Annotated in this window: 16 protein-coding genes; 8 read left to right on the top strand and 8 right to left on the bottom strand. The window is 65.7% G+C overall.

The window, feature by feature from the left end; translation table 11 throughout:
• Positions 1-405 precede the first annotated feature (405 nt).
• The 4 genes from Ga0080574_RS17905 to Ga0080574_RS17890 all read left to right on the top strand — a co-directional run bounded on the left by Ga0080574_RS17905 (position 406) and on the right by Ga0080574_RS17890 (position 4,249).
• Positions 406-1,116, top strand: coding sequence for a transglycosylase SLT domain-containing protein (locus tag Ga0080574_RS17905; protein ID WP_237219277.1), 711 nt, complete (start codon positions 406-408; stop codon positions 1,114-1,116).
• Between the two features lie 240 nt (positions 1,117-1,356).
• A complete protein-coding gene (fabI, locus tag Ga0080574_RS17900) occupies positions 1,357-2,121 on the top strand; it encodes an enoyl-ACP reductase FabI (RefSeq protein WP_076702862.1) in 765 nt (254 codons plus the stop codon).
• A gap of 119 nt (positions 2,122-2,240) precedes the next feature.
• Positions 2,241-3,431 carry an acetate/propionate family kinase gene (locus Ga0080574_RS17895; RefSeq protein ID WP_076702860.1) on the top strand — a complete coding sequence of 397 codons (1,191 nt, stop codon included), beginning with the start codon at positions 2,241-2,243 and terminating at the stop codon, positions 3,429-3,431.
• A gap of 290 nt (positions 3,432-3,721) precedes the next feature.
• On the top strand, positions 3,722-4,249 hold the full coding sequence (locus tag Ga0080574_RS17890; RefSeq protein WP_076702858.1) for a DUF4177 domain-containing protein: 528 nt from the start codon (positions 3,722-3,724) through the stop codon (positions 4,247-4,249).
• 18 nt (positions 4,250-4,267) lie between these two features.
• Here the strand turns inward: Ga0080574_RS17890 and Ga0080574_RS17885 are convergent, their stop codons facing one another.
• A complete protein-coding gene (locus Ga0080574_RS17885; protein ID WP_076702856.1) occupies positions 4,268-4,525 on the bottom strand; it encodes a BolA family protein in 258 nt (85 codons plus the stop codon).
• Between the two features lie 75 nt (positions 4,526-4,600).
• Here Ga0080574_RS17885 and Ga0080574_RS17880 point away from each other — a divergent pair, with 75 nt between their 5' ends.
• A complete protein-coding gene (locus Ga0080574_RS17880) occupies positions 4,601-5,227 on the top strand; it encodes a DnaJ domain-containing protein (protein WP_076702853.1) in 627 nt (208 codons plus the stop codon).
• Positions 5,228-5,618: 391 nt separating this feature from the next.
• Here the strand turns inward: Ga0080574_RS17880 and msrB are convergent, their stop codons facing one another.
• The 4 genes from msrB to Ga0080574_RS17860 all read right to left on the bottom strand — a co-directional run bounded on the left by msrB (position 5,619) and on the right by Ga0080574_RS17860 (position 8,464).
• A complete protein-coding gene (gene msrB, locus Ga0080574_RS17875; protein ID WP_076702851.1) occupies positions 5,619-6,083 on the bottom strand; it encodes a peptide-methionine (R)-S-oxide reductase MsrB in 465 nt (154 codons plus the stop codon).
• A 207-nt stretch (positions 6,084-6,290) separates the two neighbouring features.
• Positions 6,291-6,845 carry a fasciclin domain-containing protein gene (locus Ga0080574_RS17870; RefSeq protein WP_076702849.1) on the bottom strand — a complete coding sequence of 185 codons (555 nt, stop codon included), beginning with the start codon at positions 6,843-6,845 and terminating at the stop codon, positions 6,291-6,293.
• A 115-nt stretch (positions 6,846-6,960) separates the two neighbouring features.
• On the bottom strand, positions 6,961-8,100 hold the full coding sequence (gene nagA, locus Ga0080574_RS17865) for an N-acetylglucosamine-6-phosphate deacetylase (RefSeq protein WP_076702847.1): 1,140 nt from the start codon (positions 8,098-8,100) through the stop codon (positions 6,961-6,963).
• A 52-nt stretch (positions 8,101-8,152) separates the two neighbouring features.
• Positions 8,153-8,464: an ETC complex I subunit gene (locus Ga0080574_RS17860; protein ID WP_076702845.1), complete on the bottom strand. Its 312-nt coding sequence runs from the start codon at positions 8,462-8,464 to the stop codon at positions 8,153-8,155.
• A gap of 435 nt (positions 8,465-8,899) precedes the next feature.
• Here Ga0080574_RS17860 and uvrB point away from each other — a divergent pair, with 435 nt between their 5' ends.
• Positions 8,900-11,098 (top strand): excinuclease ABC subunit UvrB, encoded by a 2,199-nt coding sequence (uvrB, locus tag Ga0080574_RS17855; protein WP_076702841.1) that lies wholly within the window; start codon positions 8,900-8,902, stop codon positions 11,096-11,098.
• Positions 11,099-11,164: 66 nt separating this feature from the next.
• On the opposite strand, the gene Ga0080574_RS17850 is transcribed toward uvrB, so the two are convergent.
• Complete coding sequence (locus Ga0080574_RS17850) at positions 11,165-11,728, bottom strand: REP-associated tyrosine transposase (protein WP_076702839.1); 564 nt, start codon at positions 11,726-11,728, stop codon at positions 11,165-11,167.
• Between the two features lie 74 nt (positions 11,729-11,802).
• Entirely contained in the window at positions 11,803-12,606 is an 804-nt protein-coding gene (locus Ga0080574_RS17840; RefSeq protein WP_198039743.1) for an I78 family peptidase inhibitor, read from the bottom strand.
• A 66-nt stretch (positions 12,607-12,672) separates the two neighbouring features.
• Here Ga0080574_RS17840 and Ga0080574_RS17835 point away from each other — a divergent pair, with 66 nt between their 5' ends.
• Both Ga0080574_RS17835 and Ga0080574_RS17830 read left to right on the top strand, forming a co-directional pair.
• Positions 12,673-12,915, top strand: a complete 243-nt coding sequence (locus tag Ga0080574_RS17835; protein WP_076702837.1) for a hypothetical protein — start codon at positions 12,673-12,675, stop codon at positions 12,913-12,915.
• Between the two features lie 38 nt (positions 12,916-12,953).
• Positions 12,954-13,352 carry an excinuclease ABC subunit B gene (locus Ga0080574_RS17830; protein WP_076702835.1) on the top strand — a complete coding sequence of 133 codons (399 nt, stop codon included), beginning with the start codon at positions 12,954-12,956 and terminating at the stop codon, positions 13,350-13,352.
• Between the two features lie 270 nt (positions 13,353-13,622).
• On the opposite strand, the gene Ga0080574_RS17825 is transcribed toward Ga0080574_RS17830, so the two are convergent.
• The gene (locus tag Ga0080574_RS17825) at positions 13,623-14,117 is read right to left on the bottom strand and encodes a MarR family winged helix-turn-helix transcriptional regulator (RefSeq protein WP_076702833.1); all 495 of its coding nucleotides are present in this window, start codon (positions 14,115-14,117) and stop codon (positions 13,623-13,625) included.
• Between the last annotated feature and the right edge of the window lie 56 nt (positions 14,118-14,173).

The following is a 14,173-nucleotide window of genomic DNA, read 5'->3' as shown; positions in this document are numbered from 1 at the left end:
CACCCAGCCGGGCGCGCAAGGCACGAACCGCGGGACGAAGATCGGGAATCTTACTCGGAACCATCATGGCTGCGAGACTGGCCGGGGATTCGGGCGCGATCAGGGCGGCACGACGACGAAGAAGCGGCGGCATTCCGCGCATTGCATTCTCATCCCTGCCCTATTGATTTAAAAAGGTTTAACGGTGCCGCCTCAGTCGGCAGGATCAGCCGGCCCTGCACCATCGGGGGCCGCGCTTTACCGGCAATGCCGGATGTGGCATCCGTCTGCCCCATGTTTAAGCGATTTCTTAGCATCCTGGCCCTGCTTATATCCGCTGGCGCCGCATCGGCCGATCCGGTCCCCCTCCCCCCGACGCCCTCGGTGCACGCCATCTATAGCTCCCTGCGCCCACAGGCGCGGCGCATGACGATCCCCGAAGCCCGCTGGGGCAGCTCCGGCAGCCGCGACCGCTGGTCGCTGACGGTGCTGTCCTCACTGCGCGGGCCCGCCAAGCGCCTGCCCGAGACCGTGCCCGCCGACATTACCACCTGGTGCCCGGCCTATCCCAGCGCGACACGCGAGGATCGCGAGGCGTTCTGGCTCGGGCTGGTCTCGGCGCTCGCCAAACATGAAAGCACCTACCGCCCCACCGCCGTGGGCGGCGGCGGCCTCTGGTACGGGCTGTTGCAGATCCTGCCCTCGACGGCGCGGCTTTATGGTTGTCAGGCGCGCAGCGGCGCGGCGCTCAAGGATCCGAATCTGAACCTGAGCTGCGGCTTGCGCATCATGGCCAAGACCGTGGCCCGCGACGGCGTGGTCAGCCGCAACATGCGCGGCGTGGCCGCCGACTGGGGGCCGTTCCATTCGCGGTCCAAGCGCGAGGACATGATCGCCTGGACCCGTGCGCAGCCCTATTGCGCCGGCCTGCCGCGCTCGCTGAAGCCGGTCGCCCGGCCCGCGCGCTGGGGAGAACCCGCGATCATGGCCGGCCTCGGCGAAACGCGTCCGCAGCTGCCAGAGATGGACGGGGTCGTGGCGCTCAGCATCAACGGCACGATCGTGCGCAAATCCTCCGATCCGGTCATCGCCACCTCCGGCATGACCGAGATGCAGGAGAGGCGGCGGGCACCGTAAGCGCAACGCCGCGTGCCGGCGAGCACCTTGGGGGTGTTCTGCCATCCCCTGTTTTCTCCTCTTTTTCTGATCCTTGGGTCAAAAGCTGCTTGCCCTCTGACCTTTGGCGCGGCGTCGCGGCCTGTTTCCCGCCTTTTCGCGGCACTCCTTGATTTGCCGCAACGCAGAAATTTCATCTTCATGGCCTAGTTGCGAAGCTGGAGGAGACGACCAGACCCTCGAATCAGCAGGAGACGCGCCATGTTTTCACTCAAGGGCCAGAAAGCGCTCGTTGTCGGCATCGCCAATGAGCATTCCATCGCCTGGGGCTGCGCCCGCGCGATGCGTGCACAGGGCGCCGAGATCGCGGTCACCTATCTCAACGACAAGGCCGAGCGCTTCGTGCGCCCGCTCGCCGAAGAGCTGGAGGCCGAGATCGTGCTGCCGCTCAACGTGAGCGAGCCCGGCCAGCTCGAAGCGGTGTTCGACGAGATCGGCGCGCGCTGGGGCACGCTCGACACGCTGCTGCACTCCATCGCCTTCGCCCCGATGGACGATCTGCACGGGCGCGTCGTCGACAGCTCTGCCGAGGGGTTCAAGCTGGCGATGGATGTCTCGGTTCATTCCTTTTTGCGGATGATCCGGCTGGCCGAGCCGCTGATGCCCGATGGCGGCACCTGCCTGACGGTGTCGTTCTCGGGCTCCACCCGTGTGGTGAAGAATTACAACATCATGGGGCCGGTCAAGGCGGCGCTGGAAAGCGCCGTGCGCTATGCCGCCGCCGAGCTGGGGGAACAGGGCATCTCGGTGCATGCGCTCTCGCCCGGGCCGCTCAAGACCCGCGCCGCGTCGGGCATCGGCCATTTCGACGAGCTGCTGATGAGCGCCGCCGAGCGCGCGCCGATGCACCTTCTGGCCGATATCGAGGACGTCGGCGCCATGGCCGCCTTTCTCGCCTCGCGCGAGGCCAGCCACCTGACCGGCGGCGTGCACGAGATCGACGGCGGCTATTCGATCACCGCCTGAGCCGCCTGCCCTGATATGCCCTGCGGCGGAACGCCGGTTGTGCCCGCGCCGCCGCGGGGAAATAGTCGTCACGGGCGGCGCCCTGCGCCCCTGCCTTCCGGAACGAACAGAGCCAGATCATGACCACCACCCCCGTCGCCCTCACCCTCAATGCCGGCAGTTCCTCGCTGAAATTCGGCCTGTTCGATATCTCCGGCGCCCCCGCCGTGATGGCGGTGGGCCAGATTGACTCCATCGGCAAGGCACCGCGTCTCAAGGCCAGCTTCGGCCCCGGCCGCTCGCCCGTCAGCCGCGACCTGACGCCCGCCGAAGCCGCCGATCACAAATCGGCGCTGGCCACCGCGCTTGCTGTGCTGCGCGAGGCGTTCCCGAGGGCAAAGGCCAGCGCCGTCGGTCACCGCGTGGTGCATGGCGGGCCGAGCTACGACCGGCCCATGGTGCTCACCCCGGAAGTCATGGAAGAGCTGCGCCGGCTTTCGCCCTTTGCGCCGATCCACCAGCCGCACAATCTCGCCGGCATCGACGCGGCGGTGGAGGCCTTTCCCGAAGCGCTTCAGGTCGCCTGTTTCGACACCGCTTTTCACCGCACCCATCCAAAGGTGAACGACGTCTTCGCCCTGCCCCGCGAATATTACGACAAGGGCGTGCGGCGCTACGGTTTTCACGGGCTGAGCTACGATTACATCTCGGGCGAGCTGAAACGCATCGCGCCACTGATCCACGAGGGCCGGGTGATCGTCGCGCATCTGGGCAATGGTGCGTCCATGTGCGGCATGATCGGCGGGCGCTCGGTTGCCTCGACCATGGGGTTCACCGCGCTCGACGGGCTGCCCATGGGCACACGCACCGGGCAGATCGACCCGGGCGTGATCTTTTACATGGTACAGCAGGAGGGCATGAGCATCGACGAGGTGCGCCAGCTCTTCTATTCGAAATCCGGCCTGCTGGGCCTTTCGGGGCTCAGCAACGACATGCGCGCGCTGGAAGCCGCCGGCACGGTCGAGGCGAATGAGGCCATCGACTATTTCGTCTTCCGTATCCGCCGCGAGCTGGGCGGGCTGGCCGCCGCGCTCGGCGGGCTCGACGCGCTGGTTTTCTGCGGCGGCATCGGCGAAAATTCGCGCCTGATCCGCGAGCGGGTCTGCGAAGGCATGGGCTGGATCGGGCTGGAGCTCGACCGCGAGCGCAACGGGCGCAATGACACGGTGATTTCCACCGATATGAGCCGCGCGCGGGTCATGGTCGTGCCCACCAACGAAGAGCTGGTCATCGCCCGCGCCGCCAAGGATTTCCTCGACACCAGAGGATGAGAGCAGAGACCCGCGCTAACATTCGTTTTTCCTGACGTAAGGAATGCATGACTCGGCGAAATGACCACCGCCATGCTACCCCCTTGCCACCGGGTCCGTGAGACGCTCGGAACCGCTTTCAGGATAGATCGGAGGCGGGTCAAAACCGATAGAACCGCGTAGCTGGACAACCACTTTTTCACCCGTTGCCGGGGGGCGGAACCGTGAGCCGCTCCCCGGTTATTCCTTTGGGGTGACGGCACCGCACCACGCTGCTAGACTTCGGAAACGAAACGCGAAAGTGCTGTCTTATGGCGATTTACGAATACAAGGTCGTCCCGGCTCCCGCCAGGGGCGAGAAGACCCGGGGAGTGAAGGGGGCCGAGGGGCGCTTTGCCTTTGCCATCGAGCGATTGATGAACGAAATGGCCGCAGAAGGCTGGGAATATCAGCGCGCCGAAACCCTGCCCAGCGAAGAGCGCAGCGGCCTCACATCGAGCCAGACGGTCTGGCGCAATCTGCTGGTGTTCCGCCGCGCTCGAGCAGCGGGTGCCAACGGGAGCGAGGAGGCGCCGGAGCTTGCGGACCGGCGCATCGCCGCGGCGCCCGAACTGGTCGAGCCGGAAGACGCGACTGCACCCGCCATCGAAGACCCCGTGCCCGTCAACGAAACGCCGCCCTCGGACGTCGAGCTGCCCGAGGAAGAGGACAGGCCAAAGCGCGACAGCCTGCGCTACGACAGCGATAACGGCGTCGAAGGCACTGCCCCGCTGGACGGACCCAGCAGCGTGCTGACCGACCGCGCCGCCCGGCTGCGGCAAGGCTCCGCCGCCGAGTAGCGCCCCGACCGGCGGCGTTCAGCCGTCGAGATCGAGCGACAGCGCATGAATCGCGGTCGTCAGCTCCGCCCCAAGCGCCGCATGTACCGCCCGGTGCCGCGCCACGCGGCTCATGCCCGCCAGTGCCGGCGCCCGCATGCGCACGTGGAAATGGCTCTCGCCACTGCCATCGTCCCCCGCATGGCCCGCATGCCGGCCGCTGTCGTTTCGCACATCCAGCTCTGCCGGCGCGAACGCCTCGCGCAGCCGTGTTTCGATTTCCGCCGAGCGTGACAAATTTCCGCCTCCTGCCCTCTTCAAACTGACTGAGGATTGTCTAAACTCCCTCGTCCGAGTCGAAAAGGTGAGACCATGAGCAGAAGTGACCCCTTCGGTTTCGATATGTCGGTGAAGTCTTCGAAGAAGAAGAACCCGCGCGGACGACGTGGCATGTCCGGCGAACAGGAGACTTCCACCCGTATCTGCGATCACGAAGGTTGCGAAGAGCCGGGCAAGTTCCGCGCGCCCAAGGCGCCGGACGTGCTGGATGAATATTACTGGTTCTGCAAGGACCACGTGCGCGAGTACAACGCGCAATGGAGTTTCTTCGACGGCAAGACCGAAGCCGAGATGAACGCGCAGAACAGCGCCGACAAGGTGTGGGAGCGCAAGACCAAGGATTATCGCGACCCCGAGGCCCGCGCCTGGGCGCGGCTGGGCATCGAGGATCCGCATCAGGTGCTGGGCGACAACGCCACCCGCAACCCCGGGCGCGGCGCGCAGAACAGCGGACGGCGCCTGCCGCCCACCGAAAAGCGCGCGCTGGAAATCCTCGAGGTCGAGCGCGCCGAGACCAAGGCCGAGGTCCGCAAGGCCTACAAAAAGCTCATCAAGGTGCTTCACCCGGACATGAACGGCGGCGATCGCAGCCAGGAAGAACAGCTTCAGGAAGTGGTCTGGGCCTGGGATCAGATCAAGGACAGCCGCAACTTCAAATAGCACTGCCGCGCAGGCGCCTCACCTTGGGGCGCATCACGGCCTCTGTCTCCGCCAAAGCTTTTTGATTCGACACAGGGCGCGCCTCTTCAATGGGGCGCGCCCAAATCAATGGCAATTCACCAGCCTATTTCGCGAAATCATTTTCTAATTGATGACAATTCGGCCTTATTGTTTACAATAAGAACTGTATTTTTTCGTTATACGCGTTTCCAATAATAGACACACCCGCAAAGGTTGTGCTAACTTGCAGGTATGGCGGTATTCTTACGCCAGAACGTATCCGGGCTCCCTGCTCCGGGCACTCACGGACCGAACGGGGCCTGTGCGCCAATCCCCTGGGCGCACAGGCCTCACCGTGTCCTGGCCTGCGTAACACGCCCTGTCTCCGATCTCAGGCCGGCCGGAAAGTCAGCGATACCCCGTTGATACAGTGACGCTTTCCGGTAGGCGGCGGACCATCGTCAAAGATATGGCCGAGATGCGAGCCGCAGCGCCGGCAATGGCATTCGGTCCGGGTGATAAACAGCTTGCGGTCGGGCTTTGTCTCGACGGCATTCGGCAGCGCCTGATAAAAGGACGGCCAGCCGGTGCCGCTGTCGAATTTCGTCTCGGACGCATAGAGCGGCAGATCGCAGCCCTTGCACAGGAACGTCCCGGCGCGCTTTTCGTCGTTCAGCGGTGAGGTAAAGGCGCGCTCGGTGCCCTCCTCGCGCATCACGCGGTATTCCAGATCGCTCAGCATGGCGCGCCATTCGGCCTCGCTCCGGGTGATCTCGAAGCGCTCAGCGGCGGTGCCGCGCGTGACGCCAAGCCCCAGGGCAGCGACAGTGGTGGCGAGAAATCCTCGGCGGGTCATGGCTCTCCTCCTATTTCCCCTTGAAACGATGCGCCCCCGGCGGGAATACGTCCAGCCGGGGGCTGCGCACGATTGCGCGAGAGCCCTGTCATCTTGGGGATCGCTAAGGCTCGCCGCTCCTCCTGCGCGTCATACCGCCCGACAGTTCCGGGTGGGCCGGACGGATCCCTTGGGCCGCGCGCGTCGCGGCGCGGCCCGGTCTGTGCATTACATCGCGGGAAGCAGCACGCGGTCGATGACATGAATCACGCCGTTCGACTGCTGCACGTCCGCGATGGTGACATTGGCCGACCGCCCCTGCTCATCGGTGAGGGTGATCGTGCCGCTCTCCAGCTTCGCCTGAAGCGTGCAGCCGCCCACGGTCGGCACCGGGTGCATGCCGCCGTCATCGGCGATCATGCCGGCGATGGCATCGGACATGGCACTGGTCGCAACCACATGGCAGGTCAGGATTTCCGCGAGCTGCGCCTTGTGTTCGTCCATCATCAGCTGGCTCAGGCTCTCGTCCGAAATCCGGTCGAAGGCGGCGTCGGTCGGGGCGAAGACGGTAAAGGGGCCTTCGGAGTTCAGCGTATCGACCAGGCCGGCCTGTTTCACAGCGGCAACCAGCGTCTCGTGATCGGCGGAGTTCACCGCGTTCTCGACAATGGTCTTGTCCGCATACATCGGCGCGCCGCCGACCATGGGATTCTCTGCGGCAAAGGCCGGAGCGGCAAGCGCGGTCAGGGCGGTGGCAATAATGGTGGTCTTGAACGTGGTCATCTGTGGGTCCTCCGAATTGACAATCGACCGGTCCGCTCTGGCCGGTCCTGCCCGAAGTCACGCAGCGCTCTGATCGGAAGTTTCAGATGTTTGTATCACGGAAGCGTGAGGCGCGTCACACCGTACCGCGCAACACCAGCCCATCCGGCGTCTGCGCCAGCCGGATCGCCGCCGCGCGCCCGCCCGCCACCAGCCGCCCGGCACCCTGCGGCAGCCCTGCCACCCCCGCCGGCACGGACGTGGCCATGGCAAGCGCCCGCTCCAGCCCGATCCCGACCTCGGAGACCAGCAGGTTGATCGCGCGCGTGAGATCGAGATCCGCACCCGCCAGCGTGCCGTCACTCAGCACAAGCTTGCCCTGCTCGCGGGTGATGCGGCGACCATTGAGCTCGAACCCTGTCGCATCGGTGCCCGCCGGTGCCATGGCGTCGGTCACCAGAAAGACGCCGCTCTCTCCTGCCTTGGCGGCGAGCGCGATGCGCATTGCGGCCGGGTGCACATGGATGCCGTCGGCGATCAGCCCGGCGGCGAGCGTGTCGCTGTGCAGCGCCGCGCCGACCAGCCCGGGCGCGCGCTTGTCGAGCGGGCTCATGGCGTTGAAGAGATGCGTCACGCAGCGCGCGCCCGCTGCCGCATAATCCAGCGCCGTCTCGAAATCCGTATCGGAATGGCCAAGCGACACGACAGCACCGGCACGCGCCAGTCTCGCCACCTGCTCGCGGCTGACGCTTTCCGGCGCGACGGTCACCATCAGCACCGGCAGCCGCGCTGCTGCCTCGCAGAGCAGTTCCAGATCAGGCGTCTGCATGGGCCGGATGAGCGCAGGGTCATGCGCCCCCTTTCGCGACAACGCCAGATGCGGCCCTTCCAGATGCAGCCCGCCGATGCCCGGCATGCCCTCGGCAATGGCCTGTACCGTCACCTTGACCGCCGCCCGCGTGCGCTCGAATGTGTCGGTGATCAGAGTCGGCAGAATGCTCGTGCTACCGAGACGGCGGTGCGCCTCGGCGATGCGCGCGAGATCGGCAATCGTGGGCCCATCATTCACCATGACCCCGCCGCCGCCATTCACCTGAAGATCGACATAGCCAGGGGCCAGCAGATCGCCGTCGAGCTCCAAAACGCGACCCGAAGGCGCCATATCGCGCTCGGGCGCCAGCGCAACGACTTTGCCACCGGCCATGCTCAGGGCATGGCCGGTCAACAGTTGCGAACCGTCAAAGATCGGCCCGCCGCGAAAGGTGATATCGCTCATGTCATCCGCCTGCCCGCGCCAACGGGCGCCGGGCCGGCCTTTGTAACCGCGCTCAGTGGGTCCAGGCGCCCTTGCGGTCGACCGCAAAATTCTCGGCATAGCCGCGCGGCCGGATGTTCGGGCTGCGCTTGTGCGGCTCGGTCACGATCGCCTCGATGCCATGTTCCTTGGCATAGTCGAGCGCCTGCTCCTTGCTGTCGAATTTCAGGCGCACCTGCGACTGGGTATCGGAGGAGGAGGTCCAGCCCATCAGCGGATCCACTTCGCGCGGTTCGCTCGGCGCAAAGTCGAGAATCCAGTGTTTCGTCTTGCCCTGGCCCGAGGACATTGCCGTCCTGGCTGGCTGGTAAATCCGTGCGCGCATGGAATCCCTCCTGAACATTATGGAACGGTATCGGGGATTTGGCCCATCAGGGCAAGGGATCTGCGCGATTTTGACGGCATTTCGCGAGGCCTGGACGCCGGCAGGCGCAAACAGGGCACGCTCCATCGAAGAGACACGGGGGAGCGAGGGGTGGGTTGTGCGCTCCGAACGGGGCCTGTGCCACTGCTTGCTCTCAAAAGGTAAATATCGCCTGCGCCTTTAATCAATCGAAAAACACGTTCCTTCCGTGGCCGAATGAGCGACAAATGACCTAAGGTAAGCCGATTGTCGCACATTCCTAACGCGTTACGAGCGGTTCCTGAGACAGGTGGACGTCTGCCCGTTTTTCATGCAGATCGCCGCGGCGTCACGGCCCCTTGAATCTCGGCGCCATGGCAACAATTCTGTCAGGCGCCCGGTCCAGGAACCTCTCCCATGCCCTATGCCCATTCCGACAAGTCCGCCCCCGAGATGCACGCCCCCGCTCCCGATGTGCGCGAGCGCGAAAAGCTCGAAGGTGGCAAGCGCTTTGTCATGCAGACAGAGTTCCAGGCGGCGGGCGATCAGCCCACCGCCATCGCCGAGCTGTCGACAGGCGTGAGCGACGGCGAGCGCAATCAGGTGCTGCTGGGCGCCACCGGCACCGGCAAGACCTTCACCATGGCCAAGGTGATCGAGGAAACCCAGCGCCCGGCGATCATCCTCGCCCCCAACAAGACGCTGGCGGCGCAGCTATACGGCGAGTTCAAGGGCTTCTTCCCGGACAACGCGGTGGAGTATTTCGTCAGCTACTACGACTATTACCAGCCCGAGGCCTATGTGGCGCGCTCGGACACCTACATAGAAAAGGAAAGCCAGATCAACGAGCAGATCGACCGGATGCGCCACTCGGCCACCCGTGCGCTGCTCGAACGCGACGATGTGATCATCGTGGCCTCGGTCTCCTGCATCTACGGCATCGGCTCGGTCGAGACCTACGGCGCGATGACCCAGGATCTGATTGCCGGCAACGAATACGATCAGCGCAAGGTGATGGCCGATCTGGTGACCCAGCAATACCGGCGCAACGACCAGGCGTTTCAGCGCGGCTCGTTCCGGGTGCGCGGGGATTCGCTGGAGATCTGGCCCGCCCACCTCGAAGACCGGGCGTGGAAGCTGAGCTTTTTCGGGGAAGAGCTTGAGGCCATTACGGAATTCGACCCGCTCACCGGCCAGAAAACCGGCAGCTTCGAGCGCATCCGGGTCTATGCCAACTCGCACTATGTGACGCCGAAACCGACGATGAATCAGGCGGTGGTGCAGATCAAGAAAGAGCTGCGCCAGCGGCTCGACCAGCTTGTGAGCGAGGGCAAGCTGCTGGAGGCGCAGCGGCTGGAGCAGCGCACCAATTTCGATATCGAGATGCTGGAGGCCACCGGCGTCTGCAACGGCATCGAGAACTATTCGCGCTATCTCACCGGCCGTGCGCCGGGCGAGCCGCCGCCCACGCTGTTCGAATTCATCCCCGACAATGCGATTGTCTTTGCCGATGAAAGCCACGTCACCGTGCCGCAGATCGGTGGCATGTACCGGGGCGACTACCGGCGCAAGTTCACGCTCGCCGAGCACGGGTTCCGGCTGCCCTCCTGCATGGACAACCGCCCGCTCAAATTCGAGGAATGGGACGCGATGCGCCCGCAATCGGTGTTTGTCTCGGCCACCCCGGCGGCGTGGGAGCTGGAGCAGGCCGGCGGCGTCTTCACCGAACAGGTGATCCGTCCCACCGGGCTGCTGGATCCGCAGGTCGAGATCCGCCCCGTCGAGATGCAGGTGGACGATCTGCTCGACGAGGTCCGCAAGGTCACGGCGGACGGCTTCCGCACGCTCTGCACCACGCTCACCAAGCGCATGGCCGAGGATCTGACGGAATATATGCACGAACAGGGCATCAAGGTGCGCTACATGCATTCCGATATCGACACGATCGAGCGGATCGAGATCCTGCGCGATCTGCGGCTCGGCGCCTTCGACGTGCTGATCGGCATCAACCTGCTGCGCGAAGGGCTGGATATTCCCGAATGCGGGCTGGTGGCCATTCTGGACGCGGACAAGGAGGGCTTCCTGCGCTCCGAGACCTCGCTGATCCAGACCATCGGGCGCGCGGCACGGAATGCCGAGGGCCGCGTCATCATGTATGCCGACCGCATCACCGGCTCGATGGAGCGCGCCCTGGCCGAGACCGAGCGGCGTCGGGTGAAGCAGATCGCCTATAACGAGGAGCACGGCATCACACCGGCGACGGTGAAGAAGAATGTCGAGGACATTCTCGCCGGGCTCTATCAGGGCGATGTGGACATGAACCGGGTGACGGCGGTGGTCGACAAGGAGCGCGCCGGCGCCAATCTGGAAACGGTTCTGGAGGGGCTGCGCACGGATATGCGCAAGGCCGCCGAGAATCTGGAATTCGAGGAGGCCGCCCGGCTGCGCGACGAGATCAAGCGGCTGGAGGCGGTGGATCTTGCCGTTCACGACGACCCGCTGGCGCGCCAATCGGCGGTCGAGGCGGCGTCGGACGCGGCGGTCAAGTCATCCGGCCGCTCCACGGCGGGCCGCCCGGGCCAGCGCGGCGGGAATGTGAAGCGGCGGAAGCGGTAGGGTGGGCAATCTGCCCACCGTCATTGCGCCGGGCCGGAAGAGCGAATGGTGGGCAGATTGCCCACCCTACTCGCCGAACATCCCTTCGCCCAAGCCACCCGACCAATCCGCATCGACGCGCCCCAAGCGAATGTCGCGATGGATCGACGACCAGGGCCAATCCGAGGGCCGTGCCGCCAGCCCGTGCCGCACCGGATTGCCCCAGCAATAGGCCACATGCGCTTGGTAATCTGCCTCGTCGCGGATCATGTGCTCCCAATAGCGCCGCTGCCAGATTCCGCGTTCGCGCTTGGCCCGCTTGCTGGACGAGACCCGCGTAGGGTGGGCAATTCTGCCCACCGCCCCTGTTCCGGCACACCCCGCACCCACCCGCCTCGAAAACCGCGCCTTGATCTTGCGCCAGCGCTCGGGAAAGGCATTGTCGCCAGGCGGCAGCGTCCAGACTGCGTGCAGATGATCGGGCAGGATCACCATCGCGTCGCAGAACACCGGCGCCTCGCGTATGGTGTCGAGATAGGCGCCGCGCAGATCGTCGACATATTCCAGCAATAACGCCGAAGGCCGCCGCGCCAGCGCGACGGTGAAGAAATACGACGCCCCGGGTATCTGCAATCGACGGTAATTCGGCATCCGTCCGATATGACGCGAAAGCGGTAAAGGACGGGTTAAGTACGAGGCGGCGGTGGGCAGATTGCCCACCCTACTCAGCCGCAGAAAACCCGCAGCACCATACCCGCCTCATCCGTCTCGATGTTCAGCCTTGCGGGGTTGAAATCCGTCGTCGCAGGCTGGCCTTCGCGCAGCACGCGGATCTCCTCGCCAGCGGGCAGCGTCACCGCGGCGATGTTCTGGCCGACCAGCGCCGCGTAGTCGGACGGGTTGCACAGCCCCTCCGCTTCCTCCGCCATATCCTCGCCACCGCTCACCGTCAGCCCGAGCAGGCGCCAGCTCTGCATGCCGCCGCGATAGTAGTAAATCCGCTCCGCCGGATAGCCCGCCTCCAGCATGTTGCGGATCGCGGTCGGCGACTGGCCGCACCAGAGCCCGTTGCAGAAGAGCGCAACAGGCTTCGCCTCGGCACAATCCCAGCCGTCGAAATCCACCTCGCAGCCGAGCCGGCCCAGCTCGTCGATGATATAGGTATAAGGGATGCTCACCGCGCCGGGGATCGTGCCCTGCCGGAACCAGTCGGACGTCCGGCTGTCGATCACCAGCGCCTCGGGATCCTGCAACATCTCGAGCAGCTCCAGCTCGCCGATCGTCGTCACGCCGGGAGCGGGCTGCATCGGCTGGATGCAGAAATCCGGACAGGGGCGCGAGGTGCGCGCCCAATCGCCGGTCAGCCGGTGCTCCGGATCCTGGATGCGCGAGATCTCCGCCGGGCCGTGCTCCGTCTCGACCGTGACCGAGGGCAGGTCGCGGGCGATGTTCACGGGCGTTTCGGCCCCCGCGCTGCTACACCCCAAAATCAGCGCCGCGCCAAGCGCAGCCATGTGGAACTTCGTCATGTCGTCCTCCCGATCCGTCCAAAGCGCCGTCTTTCGCCACCGCGCGGAATACAGCAGACTGCGCCCATGCTGGAACTCTCCGCCCCCTCCTCCCATCTCTACCCCGGCGCCCTGTGCCGCGTCGAGGAGGGAGCGCTCGCCGACGGGCCGGTGGTGATGCTCTTCGCCGATGGCAGCCGCACCGGCGGCAGGCTCGCCGGCAGCCAGTTGCAGCTCATGCCCTATGAAACCCGCGCCGGCACAGCGATCCCGGCACGGCTGTGGCAGATCGACACGCAGACCATGCGCATCGCCGCACGGCTGCGCTGAGGGATCGACAGCGCGCCATTACGGCCTAAATTACAGGCATGCGCCCGATTCTCGCGATCCCTCTCACGGCACTTCTCCTGCTGGCCGCCTGCGCCACACCGCAAGAGCGCTGCCTGCGCGATGCCGCCGGCCCCTGGCGCGCGGCACTGAAGGAGCGGGAGCGCATCGCCGAGGATCTGGCGCGGGGCTTCACCTATGAGACCAAATTCGAGGAACGAACCCGCTTTCGCTGGTGCGCCGGCGGCACCGGCCAGCTCTACCCCTGCTGGGAGAGCGACGCGCAGCCGGTGACACGGCGGATCCCCGTTGACGCAGAGGCGCTGCGCGCCCGCGACGCCGAACTGGCGCGCGCCCTGCCCGAGCTGCGCCGAGCCGCCGAAGCGGATATGGAGCGGTGCCGCGTGGCCTTCCCCGAAGCGGAAACGCCGCCCTCCTGACGCCACAGCGCGCTGATCGACCTCTTCGGGCGGAAAGTCATCCGAGCAACTGGAGTGACAGCTCCGATTTGCGTGGCCGTCTCTTCATGCCGTTGTAACGACGGTCTCGTCGAAATTGCCGCGCATGGCGCGAGACGATGGCGGACTCTGTTGGGTTCGACGGTCAGCGCCTCCTCGACTGCCCCCGGATCGTCACGCCCCTCCGTCACCGGCAACCGCGCGACCTCCCCGGGCAGGGGGCCGGACCACGCAGAGACCATGACGGGCCTGTCAGGGCCGCCCCGTCAGCGGCGGGCGCAGCTCCTGCGGACCTTCTGCCGCATCCGCCCGGTCGCCACCCGTCAGGTTGCGCTGCGCGACGCCGAGTGTGACAAGCAATTGTTCGATCTCCGGCCCGGCCACTCCGGACAAGGCCGCCGCGTTCACCTCGGCCGCCGCCGCGAGGCAGGGGGCCTCCAGCTGCCTGGCCTTTTTGGTGAGATAGACAACGTTCTTGCGCTGGTCGGTCGGATGGCCCTCGCGGACAATCATCCGCTCGGCGGCAAGGCTGCGCAGGGTGACCGCGACGCTCGGCGCGGCGATCCCCGCACGCTGCGCGATCTCCGCCTGTGCCAGCCCGTCCTGAAGCCAGAGCACCCGCAGCACGTACCATTGTCCGATGCTGACACCGTGCCGCGCCAGCCGAAGCGCCAGCTCGCGTTGCAGCAGCCTGTTCAGGTTGCGAACGATATGACCAAAACTTTCATCGGGGTGAAGCGTTTGCATCGTCGCGGCGGCAGCTCCGTTGTTGGGAAGAGGACAGGCGGCGGATCCGCCGAGAC

The sequence above is a fragment of the Salipiger abyssi genome, from assembly GCF_001975705.1.
Classification (GTDB): domain Bacteria; phylum Pseudomonadota; class Alphaproteobacteria; order Rhodobacterales; family Rhodobacteraceae; genus Salipiger; species Salipiger abyssi.
The sequence above is the reverse complement of the archived record's forward strand: the minus strand, read 5'-3'. Positions and strand labels throughout refer to the sequence as shown.

Bases quoted from the DNA above. Each gene is read 5' to 3' on its own strand.
- Ga0080574_RS17905 (WP_237219277.1), top strand. From the start codon at position 406: ATGACGATCCCCGAAGCCCGCTGGGGCAGCTCCGGCAGCCGCGACCGC.
- fabI (WP_076702862.1), top strand. From the start codon at position 1,357: ATGTTTTCACTCAAGGGCCAGAAAGCGCTCGTTGTCGGCATCGCCAAT.
- Ga0080574_RS17895 (WP_076702860.1), top strand. From the start codon at position 2,241: ATGACCACCACCCCCGTCGCCCTCACCCTCAATGCCGGCAGTTCCTCG.
- Ga0080574_RS17890 (WP_076702858.1), top strand. From the start codon at position 3,722: ATGGCGATTTACGAATACAAGGTCGTCCCGGCTCCCGCCAGGGGCGAG.
- Ga0080574_RS17880 (WP_076702853.1), top strand. From the start codon at position 4,601: ATGAGCAGAAGTGACCCCTTCGGTTTCGATATGTCGGTGAAGTCTTCG.
- msrB (WP_076702851.1), bottom strand. From the start codon at position 6,083: ATGACCCGCCGAGGATTTCTCGCCACCACTGTCGCTGCCCTGGGGCTT.
- Ga0080574_RS17870 (WP_076702849.1), bottom strand. From the start codon at position 6,845: ATGACCACGTTCAAGACCACCATTATTGCCACCGCCCTGACCGCGCTT.
- nagA (WP_076702847.1), bottom strand. From the start codon at position 8,100: ATGAGCGATATCACCTTTCGCGGCGGGCCGATCTTTGACGGTTCGCAA.
- Ga0080574_RS17860 (WP_076702845.1), bottom strand. From the start codon at position 8,464: ATGCGCGCACGGATTTACCAGCCAGCCAGGACGGCAATGTCCTCGGGC.
- uvrB (WP_076702841.1), top strand. From the start codon at position 8,900: ATGCCCTATGCCCATTCCGACAAGTCCGCCCCCGAGATGCACGCCCCC.
- Ga0080574_RS17850 (WP_076702839.1), bottom strand. From the start codon at position 11,728: ATGCCGAATTACCGTCGATTGCAGATACCCGGGGCGTCGTATTTCTTC.
- Ga0080574_RS17840 (WP_198039743.1), bottom strand. From the start codon at position 12,606: ATGACGAAGTTCCACATGGCTGCGCTTGGCGCGGCGCTGATTTTGGGG.
- Ga0080574_RS17835 (WP_076702837.1), top strand. From the start codon at position 12,673: ATGCTGGAACTCTCCGCCCCCTCCTCCCATCTCTACCCCGGCGCCCTG.
- Ga0080574_RS17830 (WP_076702835.1), top strand. From the start codon at position 12,954: ATGCGCCCGATTCTCGCGATCCCTCTCACGGCACTTCTCCTGCTGGCC.
- Ga0080574_RS17825 (WP_076702833.1), bottom strand. From the start codon at position 14,117: ATGCAAACGCTTCACCCCGATGAAAGTTTTGGTCATATCGTTCGCAAC.